Source organism: Comamonadaceae bacterium OTU4NAUVB1 (assembly GCA_024372625.1).
Taxonomy (GTDB): domain Bacteria; phylum Pseudomonadota; class Gammaproteobacteria; order Burkholderiales; family Burkholderiaceae_C; genus Variovorax.
Genome location: CP099603.1, coordinates 110,422 through 128,532, shown reverse-complemented (window position 1 = coordinate 128,532; position 18,111 = coordinate 110,422). Strand labels below are relative to the sequence as shown.

General features: G+C 68.8%; 13 protein-coding genes. 8 read left to right on the top strand and 5 right to left on the bottom strand.

Annotated elements, in window-relative coordinates:
- Positions 1 to 30 precede the first annotated feature (30 nt).
- From NF681_00620 to rraA, 3 genes are read left to right on the top strand one after another with little or no spacing between them, the layout of a single operon-like run.
- Positions 31 to 2,049: an aconitase family protein gene (locus tag NF681_00620; protein ID UST52514.1), complete on the top strand. Its 2,019-nt coding sequence runs from the start codon at positions 31 to 33 to the stop codon at positions 2,047 to 2,049.
- Positions 2,046 to 3,029: a tripartite tricarboxylate transporter substrate binding protein gene (locus NF681_00615; GenBank protein UST52513.1), complete on the top strand. Its 984-nt coding sequence runs from the start codon at positions 2,046 to 2,048 to the stop codon at positions 3,027 to 3,029. Before NF681_00620 ends, NF681_00615 begins: the two co-directional genes overlap by 4 nt.
- Positions 3,030 to 3,042: 13 nt before the next feature.
- Complete coding sequence (gene rraA / locus NF681_00610; protein ID UST52512.1) at positions 3,043 to 3,507, top strand: ribonuclease E activity regulator RraA; 465 nt, start codon at positions 3,043 to 3,045, stop codon at positions 3,505 to 3,507.
- A gap of 52 nt (positions 3,508 to 3,559) precedes the next feature.
- Here rraA and NF681_00605 read toward each other — a convergent pair whose 3' ends face one another.
- Positions 3,560 to 4,471, bottom strand: coding sequence for a LysR family transcriptional regulator (locus tag NF681_00605; GenBank protein UST52511.1), 912 nt, complete (start codon positions 4,469 to 4,471; stop codon positions 3,560 to 3,562).
- Positions 4,472 to 4,596: 125 nt separating this feature from the next.
- Here NF681_00605 and NF681_00600 point away from each other — a divergent pair, with 125 nt between their 5' ends.
- From NF681_00600 to NF681_00590, 3 genes are all read left to right on the top strand, one after another.
- The gene (locus tag NF681_00600) at positions 4,597 to 5,613 is read left to right on the top strand and encodes a hydroxymethylglutaryl-CoA lyase (GenBank protein ID UST52510.1); all 1,017 of its coding nucleotides are present in this window, start codon (positions 4,597 to 4,599) and stop codon (positions 5,611 to 5,613) included.
- A gap of 122 nt (positions 5,614 to 5,735) precedes the next feature.
- Positions 5,736 to 6,875: a CoA transferase gene (locus NF681_00595; protein ID UST52615.1), complete on the top strand. Its 1,140-nt coding sequence runs from the start codon at positions 5,736 to 5,738 to the stop codon at positions 6,873 to 6,875.
- 62 nt (positions 6,876 to 6,937) lie between these two features.
- Complete coding sequence (locus NF681_00590; GenBank protein UST52509.1) at positions 6,938 to 7,945, top strand: tripartite tricarboxylate transporter substrate binding protein; 1,008 nt, start codon at positions 6,938 to 6,940, stop codon at positions 7,943 to 7,945.
- A gap of 263 nt (positions 7,946 to 8,208) precedes the next feature.
- On the opposite strand, the gene NF681_00585 is transcribed toward NF681_00590, so the two are convergent.
- Positions 8,209 to 9,105 (bottom strand): SDR family oxidoreductase, encoded by an 897-nt coding sequence (locus tag NF681_00585; GenBank protein UST52508.1) that lies wholly within the window; start codon positions 9,103 to 9,105, stop codon positions 8,209 to 8,211.
- A gap of 559 nt (positions 9,106 to 9,664) precedes the next feature.
- On the opposite strand from NF681_00585, the gene katG reads away from it, so the two are divergent.
- Positions 9,665 to 11,959, top strand: a complete 2,295-nt coding sequence (gene katG / locus NF681_00580; GenBank protein ID UST52507.1) for a catalase/peroxidase HPI — start codon at positions 9,665 to 9,667, stop codon at positions 11,957 to 11,959.
- 250 nt (positions 11,960 to 12,209) lie between these two features.
- On the opposite strand, the gene NF681_00575 is transcribed toward katG, so the two are convergent.
- The 3 genes from NF681_00575 to NF681_00565 all read right to left on the bottom strand — a co-directional run bounded on the left by NF681_00575 (position 12,210) and on the right by NF681_00565 (position 15,340).
- Positions 12,210 to 13,169, bottom strand: coding sequence for a tripartite tricarboxylate transporter substrate binding protein (locus NF681_00575; GenBank protein ID UST52506.1), 960 nt, complete (start codon positions 13,167 to 13,169; stop codon positions 12,210 to 12,212).
- Positions 13,170 to 13,191: 22 nt separating this feature from the next.
- On the bottom strand, positions 13,192 to 14,187 hold the full coding sequence (locus tag NF681_00570; protein ID UST52505.1) for a tripartite tricarboxylate transporter substrate binding protein: 996 nt from the start codon (positions 14,185 to 14,187) through the stop codon (positions 13,192 to 13,194).
- Positions 14,188 to 14,287: 100 nt separating this feature from the next.
- Entirely contained in the window at positions 14,288 to 15,340 is a 1,053-nt protein-coding gene (locus tag NF681_00565) for a lactonase family protein (GenBank protein UST52504.1), read from the bottom strand.
- A gap of 114 nt (positions 15,341 to 15,454) precedes the next feature.
- On the opposite strand from NF681_00565, the gene NF681_00560 reads away from it, so the two are divergent.
- Positions 15,455 to 18,097, top strand: coding sequence for an aconitate hydratase AcnA (locus tag NF681_00560; protein UST52503.1), 2,643 nt, complete (start codon positions 15,455 to 15,457; stop codon positions 18,095 to 18,097).
- The last annotated feature ends 14 nt before the right edge of the window (positions 18,098 to 18,111 follow it).

Genomic DNA, 18,111 nt, shown 5'->3' with positions numbered 1-18,111 from the left:
CGCGCCGCCTCGGTCCGCCAGCATCGGGGCATGACAGCCCTTGCGCCTGCCGATCGAGCCGCCCACGAGGCGGCGTTGCGATTCCTTCCGCGAATCCTTTTCCTGAGCCGGTCGCCCCAGGCGATCCGCGAGGTCCTGGCCGGCCGGACCGTGTCCCTGCGCGACGCCCGGCCCCTGCGCGACGACGTCTCGACCGACGAGATCACGCCGATCACGATCCTCACCCACTACGACGACGCGCTCGGCCGCCACCCGTACGTGGGCTTCGAGGCATCCGGCGAGCGGCCCGTCGGCGTCGGCGCGATCCGCGCCTCGGGCATCGAGGTGGTGGTCGCCGGCAAGCGCTATGGCAAAGGCTCGTCGCGTGAACACAGTCCGGCGGCGGAACGGCTCGCCGGCGTCCGCCTGGTCATCGCGGAGACCTTCGAGCGCATCTACCGCCAGAACGCCGACAACATCGGGCTCTTCACCTCCACCGACTTCGGCCTGATCGACCGCATCGCTGCGGGCGAGGCGATCGCGCTCGACGAACTGGTGGCGGGACGCGACGCGCTGGCCGGCTCGATCCTGCGCAGCGGCGGCCTGCTGCGCTTCGGCCAGACCCACATGCGCCGGATGCGGCGCGCGCCCGACGCGGGCACCCGGCCGCGCACGCTGTTCGAGAAGATCGTCGATCGCCACGCGCTGGCCACCGAGTTGACCCCGGCCGACCCCGCGCCCGGCGATGGCGCCTTCGTGCGGGCGGACTGGCGCTTCATCCACGAGTACTACACCGGCATGGCCGCGCACATGCTGCACGCCACCTTCGGCCGGCCGCTCGCCCTGCACGATCCGGCGAGCATCGTCGTGTTCGAGGACCACACGTCCTATGTGGAGGAAAGCCCGGCGCACGTGCGCGGCGGCCTGGTGCCCAACGTGCACCGCATGGTCCAGGCGCAGCGCGATTTCGTGGCGTCCTACGGATTGCGCAGCCACCGCACGCTGACCGAGCCGGAGGCCGCCGCCGACGACGGCACCAACGTCGCGGGCATTTCGCACGCCATGATGGCCGAGCACTACGCCCTCCCGGGCCAGGTGGTGGTCGGGACCGATTCGCACACGCCCCACAGCGGCGCGCTCGGCTGCGTCGCCTTCGGCGTCGGCACCACCGACATGGCCAATGCCTTCATCACCGGCGCGGTGCGGCTGACGGTGCCGCAGTCGCTGCGGATCGTGCTCGAGGGCCGACCGGCGCCGGGCGTGACGGCCAAGGACATCGTGCTGCACCTCCTGGCCGAGCCGTTCATCCGCTCGGGCGGGGGCGTGGGCACGGTGTTCGAATTCACCGGCCCGTCGGTCGCCGGCCTGACCACCGACGAGCGCGCGACGCTCACCAACATGACGGCGGAGCTCGGCGGCCTCACCGGCATCGTCGCGCCCGATGCGGAGACGGTGCGCTTCCTGCGCGAGCGGCGCGGCATCGACGTCGCGATCGAGCCCTGGATGCGCAGCGACGCGCGGGCGCGCTACGCGGAGACGATCACCGTCGATTGCGCGGCCGTCGCGCCCATGGTGGCGTCGCCGGGCGACCCGGGCAACGGGTTGGCGCTGTCGCGGGTGCCCGGCCCGGTGCGCGTCGACATCGCCTACGGTGGCTCCTGCACGGCGGGCAAGCGCGAGGACTTCGACCACTACCACGCCGTGCTGCGCTGGGCCGTCGACCACGGCCTGCGCGTGGCACCGGGCGTGCGGCTGTACCTGCAGTTCGGCACTACCGCGGTGCGCGACCACTGCATCGCGTCGGGCTACCTCGACGCGTTCGAGCGCGTCGGCGCGCGCATCCTGCAGCCCTCGTGCGGGGCCTGCGGCAATTGCGGCCCGGGGGGATCGGCCACCGCCGACCAAGTCACCGTGAGCGCCATCAACCGCAACTTTCCCGGGCGTGGCGGGCCGGGCCAGGTCTGGCTCGCCAGCCCACCGACGGTGGCCGCCAGCGCGATCGCCGGCGAGCTGATGTCCTTCGAATCGCTGCAGCGTCGGCACGCACACCACCACGGAGACACCCCATGAACCCAGTCATCACCCGGCGCTCGCTCGGCGCGCTGATCGGCGCGACGCTGCTGACGGCCTCGCTCGTCGCGGGCGCGCAATCCCCGGCCTCCGACAAACCGATCCGCCTGATCGTGCCGCTGGCCGCGGGCTCGACGGTCGACGCCGTGGCACGGGCCCTGGCGCCCGGCTTCGGCCGCACCACCGGCCACCCGGTCGTGGTGGAGAACCTCGTGGGCGCGGGCGGTATTCCCGGCACGACGCAGATCGTCCGCGCGCCCAAGGACGGCCTCACGCTCGGCATGATCTCGTCGAACCACGTCATCAATCCCGGCATCTACAAGAGCGTGCCTTATGACAGCCTGACGGACATCACGCCCATCGCCGTGCTGGCCACGGTGCCGCTGGTGCTGGTGGTGAATCCGGCCGTGCCGGCGAAAACCCTCGGTGAACTGGTCGCCCTGGCGAAGGCGAAGCCCGGGACGCTGAACTACGGCTCCGCGGGCAACGGCAGCACGCTGCACCTGGCCGGCGAGCTGATGGTGAGCGAGACCGGGGTCGACATGAAGCACGTGCCCTACCGCGGCACGGGCCCGTTGGTCACCGACCTGATCGGCGGGCAGGTGCAGCTCGGTTTCGTCTCGGTGTCGCAGGTCGCGCCGCACGTGAAGTCCGGCGCCTTGCGGGCACTGGCGGTGTCGACGACCCGCCGCTCGACCGCCCTGCCCGACGTGCCGACCATGGCCGAGGCCGGCGCGCCGCGCTATGGCTTCGACGCATGGATCGCCCTGATCGGCCCCGCCGGGCTGCCCAGGACCCTGGTGGACGGCTACGCCGCGGCGATCAAGGCCGCCTTGCACGCGCCGGAGGCGCAGACCGCCATCGCGGGCCAGGGCCTCATGGTGCTGGACACCGGTCCCGACGCGGCCCCCGCCTTCCTGCAGGCCGAACTGGCGAAGCACCAGAAGCTCGTCAGGCAGTCCGGCGCCACCCTGGACTGAAGCCGGAACGCGCATGAACACCGCGGACCTCTGCGACAGCGAGGGCGCCGGGGCGCGCATCTGCCCGGGACCCTGGCGTTCGTTCGGTCGATGCCGGCGCGCTGCCGGCAGGATCGTGACGGTGCGCACCTTCGAGGACGCCGAGCCGATCCGGCTGCGACTCGCCCAGCCTGGCGAAGGCCGGATCCTGGTGGTGGATGCCGGCGGGTCCCTGGACGTGGCCGTCCTCGGCGACCGCATGGCGACCCTGGGACGGGACAACGGCTGGGCAGGTGCGCTGATCCACGGCGCGGTGCGCGACGCCGATGCGTTGCAACGCGGGGATTTCGCCGTCTTCGCGCTCGGAACTTCGCCCGCACGTGCGCGAGGCCGCTTCGCTGCCGACTCCGGAGACGTCGTGACGTTGCGGGGCGTGCCGTTCAAGTCCGGAGACTTCGTCGCCATGGATGACGATGGCGTGGTGGTCGTCGCGTCGTGAGGCGCGAAGGGATCCGCCTGGCGGCGAACTGCGTCGATCGCCCGCCGGTCCGTCAATCGCCGTGCTGGTCGGACCGGTTGGCAAGGTGTTCGAGCAGCAACCGCGCAGCGGTGGACAGCGTGGCCTGATCCTTGAAACACACGACGAACTGTCGCCGCGCCCAGGCGTCGGCCAGCGCAACGACGCGCAGCCCCACGGCACCGGCGTAGATGCCGGCCACCTCGACCGGCACCACCGCCAGGGCGAGGTCGGCCTGCACCACGCGCAGCGCGGCGTCGAAGTTCGACACCGTGGCGCGGCTCTGGATCTGCAGGCCCTGCTCGGCGGCGACCCGCCGCAGCAGGATCTGCAGGATGGTGGTGGCGGGCAGTCCGACCTGTTGGTGTGCCAGCGTCTGCGCGTAGTGCAGCTGCTGGTGACCCGCCAGCGAATGCGCCGGGTGCATCACCATGGCCAGCCGATCGGTGCGGTAGGGCCGCGTCGACAGACCCTGCGTGTCGACGGCGTCCCAGCACAGCCCCAGCGAGGCCGTGCCTTCGAACACGCCACGCACCACCTGCGAGCTGATGTGGTCCTCCATCGTGACCTGGATGTCTCCATGCGCCGGCAGGCGCAGGAAGTCGGCCACGTCGTGCGCCAGCGATTCCTCCAGCACGGAGGACGTGCACAGCACCCGCACCATTCCCCGCGCGCCGCCCGCATAGCCCGCCATGTCGCGCCCGAGGCGGTCGACACCGGCGAGCACGACGCGGGCGTGCTCGAGCAGGGTCGCACCGGCGGGCGTGGGCACCACGCCGCGCCGACGGCGCACCAGCAGCGGCGTGCCCAGGCCGCCCTCGAGCTGCGCCAGGCGCTTGCTGATCGCCGAGCCGACGATGTGCGCCTGCTCGGCGGCGCGGCTCAGGCTCCCGGTCTCGCACACGGCGACGAACAGGCGCAGGGTGGTCAGGTCGAGGTCTCTCATCGGGGCGGCCCTTCGTAGCGGGCGACACGCCCCGTGATGTTCCGATCGGGAATCCTGCATGTTCCCAGATTGCGTCGCATCGCGGTCTGGAATTCCTACGATGACGGCACAAGGAGACAGACGCGATGAACGACCACATCCCAACGCTCGCCCAGACGCAGCGCGAGCCCCGTGCCGCCGCGCCGCTGCGCGCCGTGATCCGCGAGGTCGGCCTGCGCGACGGCCTGCAGAGCATCCCGGTCGTGCTGCCCACGGCCATCAAGATCGAATGGATCCGTGCCGCGCACGCGGCGGGGCAGCACGAGATCGAGGTCGGCTCCTTCGTGCCGGCACGGTTGATGCCCCAGCTCGCCGACACGGCCGAGCTGCTGGCTTTCGCCAGGACGCTGCCCGGCGTCTTCGCCTCGGTGCTGGTGCCCAACCTGAAGGGCGCCGAACGCGCCATCGAGGGTGGCGCCGACCTGATGATGGTGCCCCTGTCGGCCAGCCACGCGCACAGCCTGGCCAACCTGCGCAGGACACCCGACGAGGTGGTCGCCGAGGTCGGCCGGATGCGCGCCGCCCGGGACGCGGCGGGCTCCAGGACGCTGATCGACGGCGGCGTCGGCACCGCCTTCGGCTGCACGATCCAGGGCGAAGTGAGGACCGAGGAGGTGCTGCGCCTGATGCAGGCCCTGCTCGACGCCGGCGCCGATCGCGTGAGCCTGGCCGACACGGTGGGCTACGCCGATCCCGCGATGGTGCGCCGCCTGTTCGAGCAGGCGATCCGCATCGCTGGCGACCGCGTCTGGTGCGGCCACTTCCACGACACGCGCGGCATGGGGCTGGCCAATGTGTATGCCGCGCTGGAAGTCGGCGTCACGCGCTTCGACGCCTGTCTCGCCGGCATCGGTGGCTGCCCCCATGCCCCCGGCGCCAGCGGCAACGTGAGCACCGAGGATGTCGCCTTCATGCTCGAACGCATGGGCATCGCCACCGGCATCGACCTGCAGGCCCTGCTGGACCTGCGCGCGCGCCTCGCCGTCTGGCTGGCTGGCCAGACGCTGCAGGGCACGCTGTGGCGCGCTGGTTTCCCGAAGACCTTCGTGCCGGCCACGCCCGCGGCCGCCGTCGCGGCGCCGCAGACCGCCGCCAGCGCATGACCGCCATCGACGCCATGACCGATCCCGACACCACGCTCCTTCGCCCCGACGCCGCCGCTCCCGGCCGCGCGGCCCATGCACCGCTGCCGCTGGCCGGCATCCGCGTCATCGAGTTCACCCACATGGTGATGGGCCCGACCTGCGGCATGGTGCTGGCCGACCTGGGCGCCGACGTGGTGAAGGTCGAGCCCATCGAGGGCGACCGTACGCGCGGCCTGCTCGGCGCGGGCGCCGGTTTCTTCCCAATGTTCAACCGCAACAAGAAGAGCATCGCCCTCGACCTGAAGACGCCCGAGGGTCTGGAGGTGGCGCTGCGCCTGTGCGTGGGCGCGGATGTCGTGGCGCAGAACTTCAAGCCCGGGGTGATGGCGCGTTACGGCCTCGACCACGAAGCGCTGTCCAGGCTCAATCCGGGCTTGGTGTACGTCGACCATGCCGGATTCCTTCCTGGCCCCTACGAGCACCGCACCGCCTTGGACGAGGTGGTACAGATGATGGGCGGGCTTGCCTACATGACAGGCCGGCCCGGCGACCCCCTGCGCGCCGGCAGCAGCGTGAACGACATTATGGGCGGGATGTTCGGCGCCATCGGCGCGCTCGCCGCACTGATGCAGCGTCGCGAGACCGGACGCGGTCAGCGGGTGCGCTCGGCATTGTTCGAGAACAACGTTTTCCTGGTCGGCCAGCACATGCTGCAGTACGCCATCACTGGCGAGGCCGCCGCGCCGATGCCCGAGCGCATCTCGGCCTGGGCGCTGTACGACGTCTTCACCGTGAAGGACGGCGAGCAGATCTTCCTGGCCGCCGTCAGCGATGCGCAATGGCGGACCTTCTGCACGGCGCTGGGCTTCGCCGACCTGCTCGCCGACCCGTCGCTCGCGACCAACAACCTGCGCGTGCGCGCACGGCCTTCGATGCTGGCCGACCTGCGCGTGCGCCTGGCGCCACGCACGGCGGCCGAGCTGTCGGCGATCTTCGAGCGCCACGGCCTGCCCTTCGCGCCCATCGTCCGGCCGGAGGACCTCTACGACGATCCGCACCTGCTGGCCACCGGCGGCCTGGCCGAGATCCGGCTGCCCGACGGCGAGCGCGCCGGGCAGACCGCGCGCACCGCCCTCTTCCCGCTGTCGATGGACGGCGAACGGCTCGGCGTGCGGCTCGATCCACCGACCCTCGGGGAACACACCGACGAACTGCTGGCCGAACTGGGCTACGGTCGGGACGCCATCACCGAGATGCGTGAACGGCACGCATTGGCTTGAGCGGCGCCGGCGAGACCGGCCCGTCGGCGGGGCCACGCATCCACAACGAAGAGAGACGACCCATGACGATCCAGACCTTCGACCCACCACACGGGAGCTTGCCTCGCCGCGACTTCCTCGGCGTCGCCGCAGCCCTGGCGCTCGGTGCATCGCCCGCCGCGCGGGCCCAGGGCGGCAGCGATCGGCCGGTGCGTTTCATCCTCCCGGTGAGCGCCGGCTCGGGTGTCGACACCATCATGCGGGCCTGCTCGCAGGCCCTGGGCGTTGCATTGAAGCACCCGGTCGTGATCGAGAACCAGCCCGGTGCCGGCGGCATCACCGGAACCACGGCGCTCGTCAAGTCGCCGCCGGACGGCTTCACGCTGGGCGTGGTGTCCAACAACCACGTGATCTTCCCGAGCGTCTACAAGAGCCTGCCGTTCGACGCCCTCGCCGACGTCACGCCCATCACCGTGCTGGGCAGCACACCCCTGGCGCTGGTGATCAACCCACGCAAGCTGCCGGTCAAGTCGGTGCGCGAGTTGGTCGCGCTGCTCAAGGCCAATCCGGACAAGTACAACTACGGCTCCTCGGGCAACGGCACGATCCTGCACCTGGGCGCCGCGCTGTTCGTCGACGAGGCCGGCGTGCGCGTGCAACATGTGCCCTACAAGGGATCGGCGCCGCTGATCGCCGACTTGATCGGCGGCCAGGTCGACATGGCGGTGATCGCCGTGCCGGCCATCCAGGCGCATCTGAAAAGCCAGGCCATGGTGGCGGTCGGCGTCTGCACCGCCGCCCGCTCGCCCATCCTGCCGGAGGTGCCGACCATCGCCGAGCAGGGTCTGCCGAACTGCGTGGTCGACGGCTGGTTCGGCGTGATCGGCCCGGCGCGCATGGCCGCCGCCGACGTGGCGCGCATCCACGATGCGTTCGTGGCGGCGGTGGCGGTGCCCGAGGTGCGCGACGCGCTGATCAAGCAGGGCAACGTCATCGGGCCGACGGCGCCGGACTCGGCGGCGGTGTTCTTCCGCAGCGAGAAGGACAAGTACGAGAAGATCGTGAAAAGCGCTGGCGTCACCGTGACGTGAAATCGCTTTCTTTCGCCACCCATTTGACCTGCCGGCACGTCACTTGTCGTCTACCGTGTCGACGCGTACGGCGGATGGGCATCGTGGCGTCGGACACGACGGGTCGACAGGTCGCACGTCACGGGCTCGATGGTCATGGCGCTTACTGACGGCACCCTCCAGATCTCGCTGTCGATCAATCGGACCCTGCTCGGCAGAGGTCTGAATGACGTGTCATGCAACAACGTCCCGTGGAGAAAAAGGACCGCCTTCCTTCTGATCGTCTACGGCGTGACCATGCCGCCGTTCACGTTCAACGTCTCGCCCGAGACATAGCTCGATTCCGCGGAAGCAAGGAAGACGTAGGCGGGCGCGATTTCGGCGGGCTGTCCGGAACGCTTGTAGGTATTCTCGTCGTCGAAGGTCTTCATCTGCTCGTCGGACACACCGCCCGACACCTGCAGCGCAGTCCACACCGGCCCGGGTGCGACCACGTTGACTCGAATGCCGCGCGAAGCGACCTGCAGCGCGAGGCCCTTCGAGAAATTGTTGATGGCTGCCTTGGTGGCCGCGTAATCCAGACGCTCCGGTGACGGCTTGTAGGCCTCCAGCGATGCGGTGTTGATGATGCTGGCACCCGCCGACATGTGGGCCAGTGCCGCCTTGGTGATCCAGAAATTCGCGAACACGTTCGTGCGGAACGTCAGCTCGAACTGCGCGTCGGACAGGTCCGCGATTCGCGCAACGGCCACCTGCTTGCCGGCGTTGTTGACGAGGATGTCGAGTCCACCGAGCACGTCGACGGCTTCCGTGACGAGCGCGCGACAGCGATCGGCGTCCGTGATGTCGGCGGCGATCGCATGCCCTTTCCTTCCGGCCTTCTCGATGTGGCCGAGGATGTGCGCGGCATCCTCTTGCTCGGCGGGCAGATGCACGATCACGACATCGGCGCCCTCGCGCGCGAACGCGATGGCGACGGCACCGCCGATGCCGGAGTCGCCGCCCGTGATCAACGCCTTGCGCCCCGCGAGCCGTCCGCTGCCGCGATACGTCGCCTCACCCAGATCGGGCACTGGCGTCATCCGCGCCTGAACGCCGGGCATCGGCTGATGTTGCACGGGCGGCTCCACGCGACCGTACTGTTCGACCGGATTCGTATAGCTGTATTGATCACGGGACATGGTATTTCTCACTGATTGGAAAAAAGGATCAGGCAGACCCACGAGCGCCTTGCCACTGCAATGGACGGCGCCACGCGCATGACGAGGCAGTGCAACCGACGATCGGGTTCGCTGCCATAGTCCCGGCGCTTGCCGCTTCGTACGACGAAGCGGGTTTCCAGGCCGCGCCCGGTCCGGAGATTGCCTGTGCGCCGATGACCCTGCCCGAGCATTCGCAGGGTCACTGGTGCACCCGGATGTCGGCGTCGAGCGAGCGTCGACCCGTCACTTCGAACCGATCCCAGTTTTGTTGCACTGAGATGGTCACCACCCGGCTCATGGGTGAGCTCGACTGCTGATCGCACGACGATCTTCCATCGGGTCGCGGAAGACCGACAGCGCTCTTCGAACGTCTCACCGTTACCCATCTTGAAACAACTTGCAATCGGTTTCTGCGAAGCGAGCTTCGGCGATCGGCTGCAGCGGGCGCGTGGCGAGCGCCATGGCAATGTCAACAATGAAACGCGGGGAGTACGGACAGCCATAGACTGCAGCTGTAACAAAACAAGGACAACACGACATGCTGGACATCAAGGACGACAAGACCGACACGCAGACCCACGACATGACCGGTCGTTGCCCGTTCGGCGGAGACCGGGTCGGGGGCGCGTTGGGCACACCCCCCGCGCTGTCGGATTGGTACCCGAACCGCCTGAAGGTCGAGCAGCTGCACGCGAACGGTCCACAGGCGGATCCGCTCGGCGCGGACTTCGATTACGCCGCCGCTTTCGAGACGATCGACTACGCGGCACTGAAACAGGACATCAAGACGTTCTTGACGACTTCGGTGGCGTGGTGGCCTTCGGACTATGGCAATTACGGTCCGCAGATGATCCGCATGGCTTGGCATGCCGCAGGCACCTACCGCATCTCCGACGGGCGTGGTGGTGCGGGCGAGGCGTTGCAGCGTTTTGCACCGGTGGAAAGCTGGTGGGACAACGGCAACACCGACAAGTCGCGCCGCCTGATCTGGCCGATCAAGCAGAAGTACGGCAGCGCGCTGTCATGGGGCGACCTGATGGTCCTGACCGGCAATTGCGCACTCGAGATCATGGGCTTTCCGACCTATGGCTTCGCGGGCGGGCGTCGAGACGCCTGGGAAGCGGACACCAGCACGTACTGGGGACCCGAGGTGTGGGACGCGAGCGTCGAGAACACGCCCGACGCCATGGTTTCGCGCGACAAGCGCTGGCGCGATCAGAACGGCGATGCCGACTACGACCTGGAGAACCCGCTGGCCGCCAGCCATTCGGCGTTGATCTATGTCAATCCCGAGGGCCCTTATTCGAAGGGCGATCCGATGGGGTCGGCGCGCGACATCCGCACCACCTTCACGCGCATGGCCATGAACGACGAGGAGACGGTGGCGCTGATCGCCGGGGGCCACGCCTTCGGCAAGAGCCACGGCATGGTGCCGGCCAAACGCATCGGGCCGCCGCCGGAGATCGCGCCGATGCAGGCCATGGGCCTGGGGTGGCACAACCCGGAAGGCAGCGGGGCCGGCGAATTCACGTCGACCAACGGCATCGAAGGCAGCTGGACGCCCAACCCCACGCAGTGGGACAACGACTATCTCGAGAACCTGTTCAAGTTCGAGTGGCAGCAGACCAAGAGCCCGGCCGGGGCGCTGCAGTGGACACCCACGGATCCGAACGCGCCCAGGACCCCCGATGCGCACATCCCGGGGCAGATGAATCCCTTGATGATGATGACCAGCGACATCGCGTTGAAGACCGATCCCGCCTACCGCGCGGTCTGCGAGAAGTTCCTGAACGACTTCGACGCGTTCACGCAGGCGTTCTCGAAGGCCTGGTACAAGCTGACGCACCGCGACATGGGTCCCCGTGAGCGCTATCTGGGCCCGGAGAAGCGCAACGAGAACGGCCTGCTCTGGCAGGACCCGATCCCGCCGGCCGACCACGACGTGATCGGTGCGGGCGATGTCGCGGCGCTCAAGCAGCAGCTCATGGCCGCCGGCGTGTCGGTGTCGGATCTGGTGTTCACGGCCTTCTCGGCGGCCGCCACCTACCGCAACAGCGACAAGCGGGGGGGTGCCAACGGCGCACGGCTGGCGCTGGCGCCGCAGAAGGACTGGGCGGTCAACCGGCGCACCGTGCCGGTGATCGCCGCGCTGCAACGCGTGATGGCGGATTTCAACGGCAAGCAGTCGGGCGGCCTGCGCGTGTCGCTGGCCGATCTGATCGTGCTGGGCGGTTGTGCGGCGATCGAGAAGGCGGCCGCCGACGCGGGCGTCCCGATGTCGGTTCCGTTCACCCCGGGCCGGCGCGACACCACCCAGGAGCTCACGGACATCGAAATGTTCAATTGGCTGAAGCCGCTGGTCGACGGCTTCCGCAATTACACGGACGATCAGTTCGCACAGATCGCGCCGGGCGTCGCGCCGGAAGAGATGTTCCTCGACAAGGCGCATCTGCTGGCCCTGACCGCGCCCGAATGGGCGGCACTGGTCGGCGGGCTGCGCGTGATGGGCGCCAACCATGACGGGTCGGCCCACGGTGTCTTCACCGACCGCGTCGGATTGCTGTCGAATGACTTCTTCCGCGTGCTGACCAGCGTCGATCACGAATGGAAGCCGGCGGACGACAAGGCGATGACCTTCTCGATCGTCGATCGCGCCACCGGACAACAGCGTTTCGAGGCCACGCGCTGTGACCTGGTCTTCGGTTCGAACAGCCAGTTGCGCGCGGTGGCCGAGGTGTATGCGGGCAGCGACGGGCACCATCGCTTCGTCAGGGACTTCGTCAAGGTCTGGGACAAAGTGATGATGCTCGACCGTTACGAAGCTCGCCAATAGACAGGTTGCGAGGTCTGGCGACGCTGCACGCCCCATCGGTCGTCCGTGACGAAGTGAGTTCGGGCTCGCAGCACGGGGGTGTCGAGCGCCGGTGGATGCCGGTGGCGCTGCGGGTCGGCCGCATGAGCCGACAGCAAGCGGGGCGCGTGCTTCAGCGTGTCGGGGGCCTTGTTCCCCTCGTCCACCAGCCGGGCGACTTGCTGTGCCGTGCTGCGTGGGCTTCCCCGGTCTTCCGGACGCTTCGCTGACCTCAGATCATCCCGGCCTTGGTCATGGTCGCGCGCAGACTCGCGAATTCGTCTTCGACGAACTTGCTGAATTCATCACCCGTCAACATGGCCGGCGTCCAGCCGTTCTGCTCGACGGCCTGCTGCCAGGCCCGGGTCCTGGTCGCCTTCACGATGCCCTCGATGAGCGCCTTGCGCTGCTCGGGCGTGATGTCGGGCGCGCCGTGCACGCCGCGCCAGTTGCCGATCACGACGTTCAGGCCCTGTTCCTTCAACGTCGGCGCGTCGATGCCCGGAATACGGGCCTCGGAGGTAACGGCGATGGCGCGCATCTTTCCGGCCTTGATGTACTCGCCGAACTCGGTGTAACCACTTCCGCCGACCGTGACGTTGCCGCCGAGGATCGCGGAGACCGCTTCACCGCCGCCGCGGAATGCCACGTAGTTGACCTTGGTCGGATCGACGCCGGCTTCCCGGGCGATCATGACGGAGGCGATGTGCTCGGTGGTGCCACGCGAGCCACCACCCCATTTCACGCTGCCGGGATTCGCCTTGAGTTGCGCCACCACGTCCTGGATCGTCCTGATCGGCGAGGCGGTCGGCACCACGAACACTTGGTACTCGGTCATCAGCCGGACCAGGGGCGTCGCGGCCTCGAGCTGCGAGGCCTGCTTGCTCGCGATGATGCCGCCGACCATGGTCGCTCCGGTCATGACGATCGCGTTCGGATCGCGCTTGCTGCTGCTGACGAATTGCGCCAGGCCGATGGTGCCGGAGGCGCCGCCCTTGTTCTCGTAGCTCACGGAGGAGGCGAAGCCCGCTTCCTGCATGGCCTTGCCGAGAGCGCGGCCGGTGGTGTCCCAACCGCCGCCCGGGTTGGCCGGGATCATCGTCTTGATGGCGGTGTTGGCCCAGGCCGTGAGCGGAAGTGCGCTGGTGGCGGATAACGCGATGAGGGTCTTCAAAAAGTCGTTGCGACGCATGGGAGTTCCTTGGGTGGGGATTTCAGTTTTCGGGAGTGATCTTCGCGGCCTCCACGATGCGCCCGTACTGCACCGATTCGGTCTTGATGAAGGCGCGGAACTGGTCGATCGTCATGGGGGCAGGATCACCGCCCTGCTCCATCAACTTCCTTGCGAACGCCGGATCCTGCAGGGCCTGCGTCACGGCGGTGTTGAGCTTCTGTTGCACGTCGACCGGTGTTTTGGCGGGGGCGAACAGGCCGAACCAGTTGTCCATGTCGTAAGCCGCCATCGGCTTGAACTCGGCGATGGTCGGGATGTCGGGCGCGAAGCTGGCACGTCGGGCCGAGGTCACGGCCAGCGCCTTCAGGCGCCCACCCTTGAGGAACGGCGCAGCGCCAGCCATGCTGACGAAGCTCAGGTCGACGTTGCCACCGGCCACGTCCACCAGCTGCCCGGCCGAGCCCTTGTACGGGATGTGGTTCATCTGGATGCCTGCCATCGAGGCGAACAGCTCGCCATTTAGGTGCTGGGGGTTGCCCACGCCGCTGGTCGCATACGACAGTTTTCCCGGATTCTTCTTCGCGTAGGCGATCAGTTCCTCGACGTTCTTCACGGGCAGCGCCGGGTTGGCGACCAGCACGTTCGGCACGCGCGTGACCAGCGTGATGGGCGCCAGGTCCTTTTCCGGCGCGTACTGCATGCGGCTTTTGTAGACCAACGGATTGATGGCGGTCTCACCGGCCGAGCCGAGCAGCAGCGTGTAGCCGTCGGGCGCGGCCTTGGCGACATAGGCCGCACCCAGCATGCCGCTGGCACCGGGCTTGTTGTCGACGACGACCGACTGCTTGAGCGACACCCGCAGCTGCTCCGCCAGCAGGCGCGCCATGGCATCCACGCCACCCGCGGCCGAGAACGGCACGACGATGGTGATGGGCCGAGCGGGATGGTCCTGCGCGAATGAAGCGAGCGGCAGGGCCAGCAGCGCGGCGACGGCGGCGGCAGTGCCAATCAGGCGACGACGGGGATTCCGGGTCATGAACGATCCTTGGTGCTGATGAGAGGTCCCGGATCGTTCGAGGCGACGCGGGACGATGGAGAAACAAACCTGGGAAGACAACGGTTGCGTGACCGGCGTCTCAGATGGAGAACACCATGCACACCGGACTGCCGAAGGCGACACGCGCGCCGGTGGGCTGCAGCCGTCCGGTCTCGAGGTCGACGGCCAGCGTCGCGATCGAATCGCTGTCTTCGTTCAGGGCGAACACGAAGCGGCCATCCGGGCTCGGCGTGAAGAAACGCGGCGTGCGGCCATGGGTCGGCGCCGCCTCGACGAAGCGCAGGGCGCCCGTGACCGGGTCGATGGCAAAGACGGCGATGCTGTCGCAGCCCCGGTTGGAGGCGTAGACGAAGCGCCCGAGCGCATCGACCTGAATGCCGGCGGCGCGGCTGTTGCCGGTGAAGGTGTCGGGCAGGCTCGGCAGGATTTGGAACGGCGCCAGAGCGCCGGTCTCGGCGTCGAAGCGGCAGGCGCTCACGGTCGAATCGAGTTCGTTGACGACATAGGCGAATGGCGCGCTCGGGTGGAACGCGAGGTGGCGCGGCCCGGCACCCTCGCGCGCCGTTGCGAATGGCGTCGCCGCCGGCCGCAGGCGACCGTTCTCGAAGCGGAAGGTGAACACGCGGTCCAGGCCCTTGTCCGGCACGACGACGAAGCGTCCGCTCGGGTCGAACGGACTGAAATGCGGCTTGGCCTGCTTTTGCTCGATGCGGTGCGGACCGATCGGGCCTTCGAACGCCACGCGTTGCTCGACCGCGCCCAGCGAGCCGTCGCCATGCACCGGCAGCACCGCCAGGCTGGCGCCGAGGTGGTTGGTCACGATCAGGAAGCGCCCCGTCGGGTCCAGCGCCAGATGCACCGGATTCTTGCCCTGGGTGTGCTGCTTGTTGATGAAGCGCAAGCGTCCGCTCGAACGATCCACGCCGAACGCACTGACCTCTTGCGCGTCGCCGTGCACGGTGTAGAGGAACTCGCCCGTGGCGTTCAGGACGAGGTAGGAAGGGTTGATCAGGCCTTGCACCATGTCCACGGGCGTCAGCGTGCCGGTCGCGGCGTCGACCTCGAAGATGCCGATGCCCTCGCCTCGCGCATTGCGTTCGCGGGTGGTGCGGCTGCCAACGTAGGCGTGCATGGGGGTCCTTGTCTCGGGTGGATCAGTGAAAAGCCGGGTGCGGATGTTTCACGAGACATCTTGCGGGTTTGCACTGAATTGCATTTTAGTTTCCACAAATGCAAAATTGCTCTCATGGAAAACACCGAGACCACCGCCCTGCGGCTGCATGTGGCTGGCACCGACTACCTGGCGACCGACGTGGTCGCGCTGTGCGGCGATCGACTGGTCCGGCTGCCGGTGGTGCTGCGGCTGCTCATGGAGAACGTCGCGCGCAACATGCGCGGCGCGGAGCGCGATGCCGCGCTTGCCGCGCTGCGCGCCTGGACGGACACGGGCACCAGCGAAGCGGAGATCGCCTTCCAGCCCGGTCGCGTGCTGATGCACGACACCACCAGCACGCCGGCACTGGTCGACCTGGCCGCCATGCGCAGCACCTTGGCCGAGGCCGGCGTGGACCCGGCGGTGCTCAACTCCAGCCTGCCCGTGGACGTGTCGATCGACCATTCGCTGGCCGTAGAAGCCTTTGCCCGGCCGGACGCGCCGGAGCTCAACATGGCCTTCGAGATCCGCCGCAACGCGGAGCGCTACGGCTTCCTGCGCTGGGCCTCGAAGGTGTTGCGCGGCGTGCGCATCAACCCGCCGGGGACGGGGATCATGCACACCATCAACCTGGAACAGCTCGCGACGGTGGTCACGGTCGAGCAGCGCGCCGGTGCGACCTGGCTGGTGCCGGACATGATGATCGGCACCGACAGCCACACGCCCATGGTCAACGGCATCGGCGTGCTGGGCTGGGGGGTGGGAGGGCTGGAAGCGCAGACCGTGATGTTCGGCATGCCGACCATGCTGCGCATCCCGGACGTCGTCGGTGTGAGGCTCACCGGCGCCCTGCGTCCCGGCGTGCTGGCCACCGACCTGGCGCTGTCCGTCACGCAGCGGCTGCGCGCGATCGGCGTCTCGGGCGAGTTCGTCGAGTTCTTCGGCCCTGGCATGTCGACCCTGAGCGCTGGCGACCGCAGCGTCGTCGCCAACATGGCACCCGAGTACGGCGCGACCACCGGCTTTTTCCCCATAGACCAGCACACGCTCGACTACCTGGTGCAGACCGGACGCAATGCCGCGCAGGTCGAGCGCGTCGAAGTCCTGGCGCGCGCCGCCGGCCTGTGGTTCGACCCCGCCGCCGAGCCGGTCTACACGCGCTCGATCCACGTCGCGCTGGACGCCATCGACATGCACATCGCCGGCCCGCGCCGGCCGCAGGACCTGCTGGGCTACGGCGAGGCCCGGGCGACGCTGGGGGCGTTCGGTTTCACACCGCGATCGAGCGACTCAGCAATGCCGCGCCACCCGGTCGCCATCGCCGCGATCACCAGCTGCACCAACACATCCGACCCGCGCCTGCTGATCGCCGCCGGTCTGGTCGCTCGCAAGGCCCGCGCGCTGGGACTGAAGGCGCCGCCCTGGGTCAAGACGTCGCTCGGCCCGGGCTCGCCCGCCGCCGCCGCCTACCTGGCGCGCGCCGGCCTCATCGACGACCTGTCGGCCGTCGGCTTCGACATCGTCGGCCACGGCTGCACGACCTGCATCGGCAATTCCGGCCCGTTGTTGCCGGTGGTGCAGCAGGCCATGGCCCAGGGGGCCATCCACCCGGTCGCGGTGCTGTCGGGCAACCGCAATTTCGCCGGCCGCGTGCACCCCGACCTGGACCTGGGTTTTTTGATGTCGCCGCCGCTGGTGGTCGCCTTCGGCTTGGCCGGTGACGCCGAACGCGACCTGCGCGTCGACCCGGTGCAGCTGAGGGCCGACGCCCGGCCGGTGTATCTGAGCGACTTGTGGCCGACCCCTGAGGAGATCGACGCTGCGTTGAGCCGGTCGCAGGAGCCATCGGACTATGGCCGCGCCTTCGCCATCGCCACGGCCAACCCGCTGTGGCATGCACTCGACGCTCCCGACGCCCCGCTCTATCCCTGGGACCCGGCCTCCACCGCCCTGCGCCGCCCACCCTTCGCGGCCCTGACCGAAGGCAGCCTGCTCGGCCACTACACGGCCCACCCGCTGCTGGTGGTGGGCGACGACGTCACCACCGACCACATCTCGCCGGCCAGCGCGATCCCGCGTGACAGCGAGGTGGCCGACTTCCTGGTGGCGCGCGGCGACGACCGCGACGACCTCAATGTCTTCGCCTCGCGGCGGGGCAACTGGGAGGTGATGGTGCGCGCCGCCTTCCACAGCAAGACGCTGAAGAACCTCTTCGCCCCCGGTGCTCCGGTGGCGCACACCCTGCACGTGCCCAGCGGCGAGCTCGTGTCGCTGTGGGAGGCCGCGCAGCGCTATCGTGCGGCCGGCGAACCCGTGGTGCTGGTGGCCGGCGAGCGCTACGGCACCGGCTCGTCGCGCGACTGGGCGGCGAAGGGGCAGCGTCTGCTGGGCATCCGCGCCGTGCTGGCCAACAGCTTCGAGCGCATCCATCGCTCCAACCTGATCGGGATGGGGGTGCTGCCACTGCGGATGCCGGCGGGGGTGACGCCCTTCACGCTCGATCTGCGACCGGGCGACCGCATCGAGGTGGCAGCGCACCCCGAAGTGATCACGCCGCGCGGCGGTGTGGCGTTGACGGTGCATCGCGCCGACGGACGCATGGAACACTTCGAGGCGACCGCCGCCGTAGAGACGCAGCTGGAAGTGGGTCTGCTGCGAGCCGGAGGCGTCATTCCGTCCACGCTGCAGAAGATGATCCAGCGTCACGGCGCATCGGCCGTTGCGGCCGCAAGCTGAGACGCCCTCGTCGA

Bases quoted from the DNA above. Each gene is read 5' to 3' on its own strand.
- NF681_00595 (UST52615.1), top strand. From the start codon at position 5,736: ATGGTGATGGGCCCGACCTGCGGCATGGTGCTGGCCGACCTGGGCGCC.
- NF681_00605 (UST52511.1), bottom strand. From the start codon at position 4,471: ATGAGAGACCTCGACCTGACCACCCTGCGCCTGTTCGTCGCCGTGTGC.
- NF681_00570 (UST52505.1), bottom strand. From the start codon at position 14,187: ATGACCCGGAATCCCCGTCGTCGCCTGATTGGCACTGCCGCCGCCGTC.
- NF681_00620 (UST52514.1), top strand. From the start codon at position 31: ATGACAGCCCTTGCGCCTGCCGATCGAGCCGCCCACGAGGCGGCGTTG.
- NF681_00575 (UST52506.1), bottom strand. From the start codon at position 13,169: ATGCGTCGCAACGACTTTTTGAAGACCCTCATCGCGTTATCCGCCACC.
- NF681_00565 (UST52504.1), bottom strand. From the start codon at position 15,340: ATGCACGCCTACGTTGGCAGCCGCACCACCCGCGAACGCAATGCGCGA.
- rraA (UST52512.1), top strand. From the start codon at position 3,043: ATGAACACCGCGGACCTCTGCGACAGCGAGGGCGCCGGGGCGCGCATC.
- NF681_00590 (UST52509.1), top strand. From the start codon at position 6,938: ATGACGATCCAGACCTTCGACCCACCACACGGGAGCTTGCCTCGCCGC.
- NF681_00560 (UST52503.1), top strand. From the start codon at position 15,455: ATGGAAAACACCGAGACCACCGCCCTGCGGCTGCATGTGGCTGGCACC.
- NF681_00600 (UST52510.1), top strand. From the start codon at position 4,597: ATGAACGACCACATCCCAACGCTCGCCCAGACGCAGCGCGAGCCCCGT.
- katG (UST52507.1), top strand. From the start codon at position 9,665: ATGCTGGACATCAAGGACGACAAGACCGACACGCAGACCCACGACATG.
- NF681_00615 (UST52513.1), top strand. From the start codon at position 2,046: ATGAACCCAGTCATCACCCGGCGCTCGCTCGGCGCGCTGATCGGCGCG.
- NF681_00585 (UST52508.1), bottom strand. From the start codon at position 9,105: ATGTCCCGTGATCAATACAGCTATACGAATCCGGTCGAACAGTACGGT.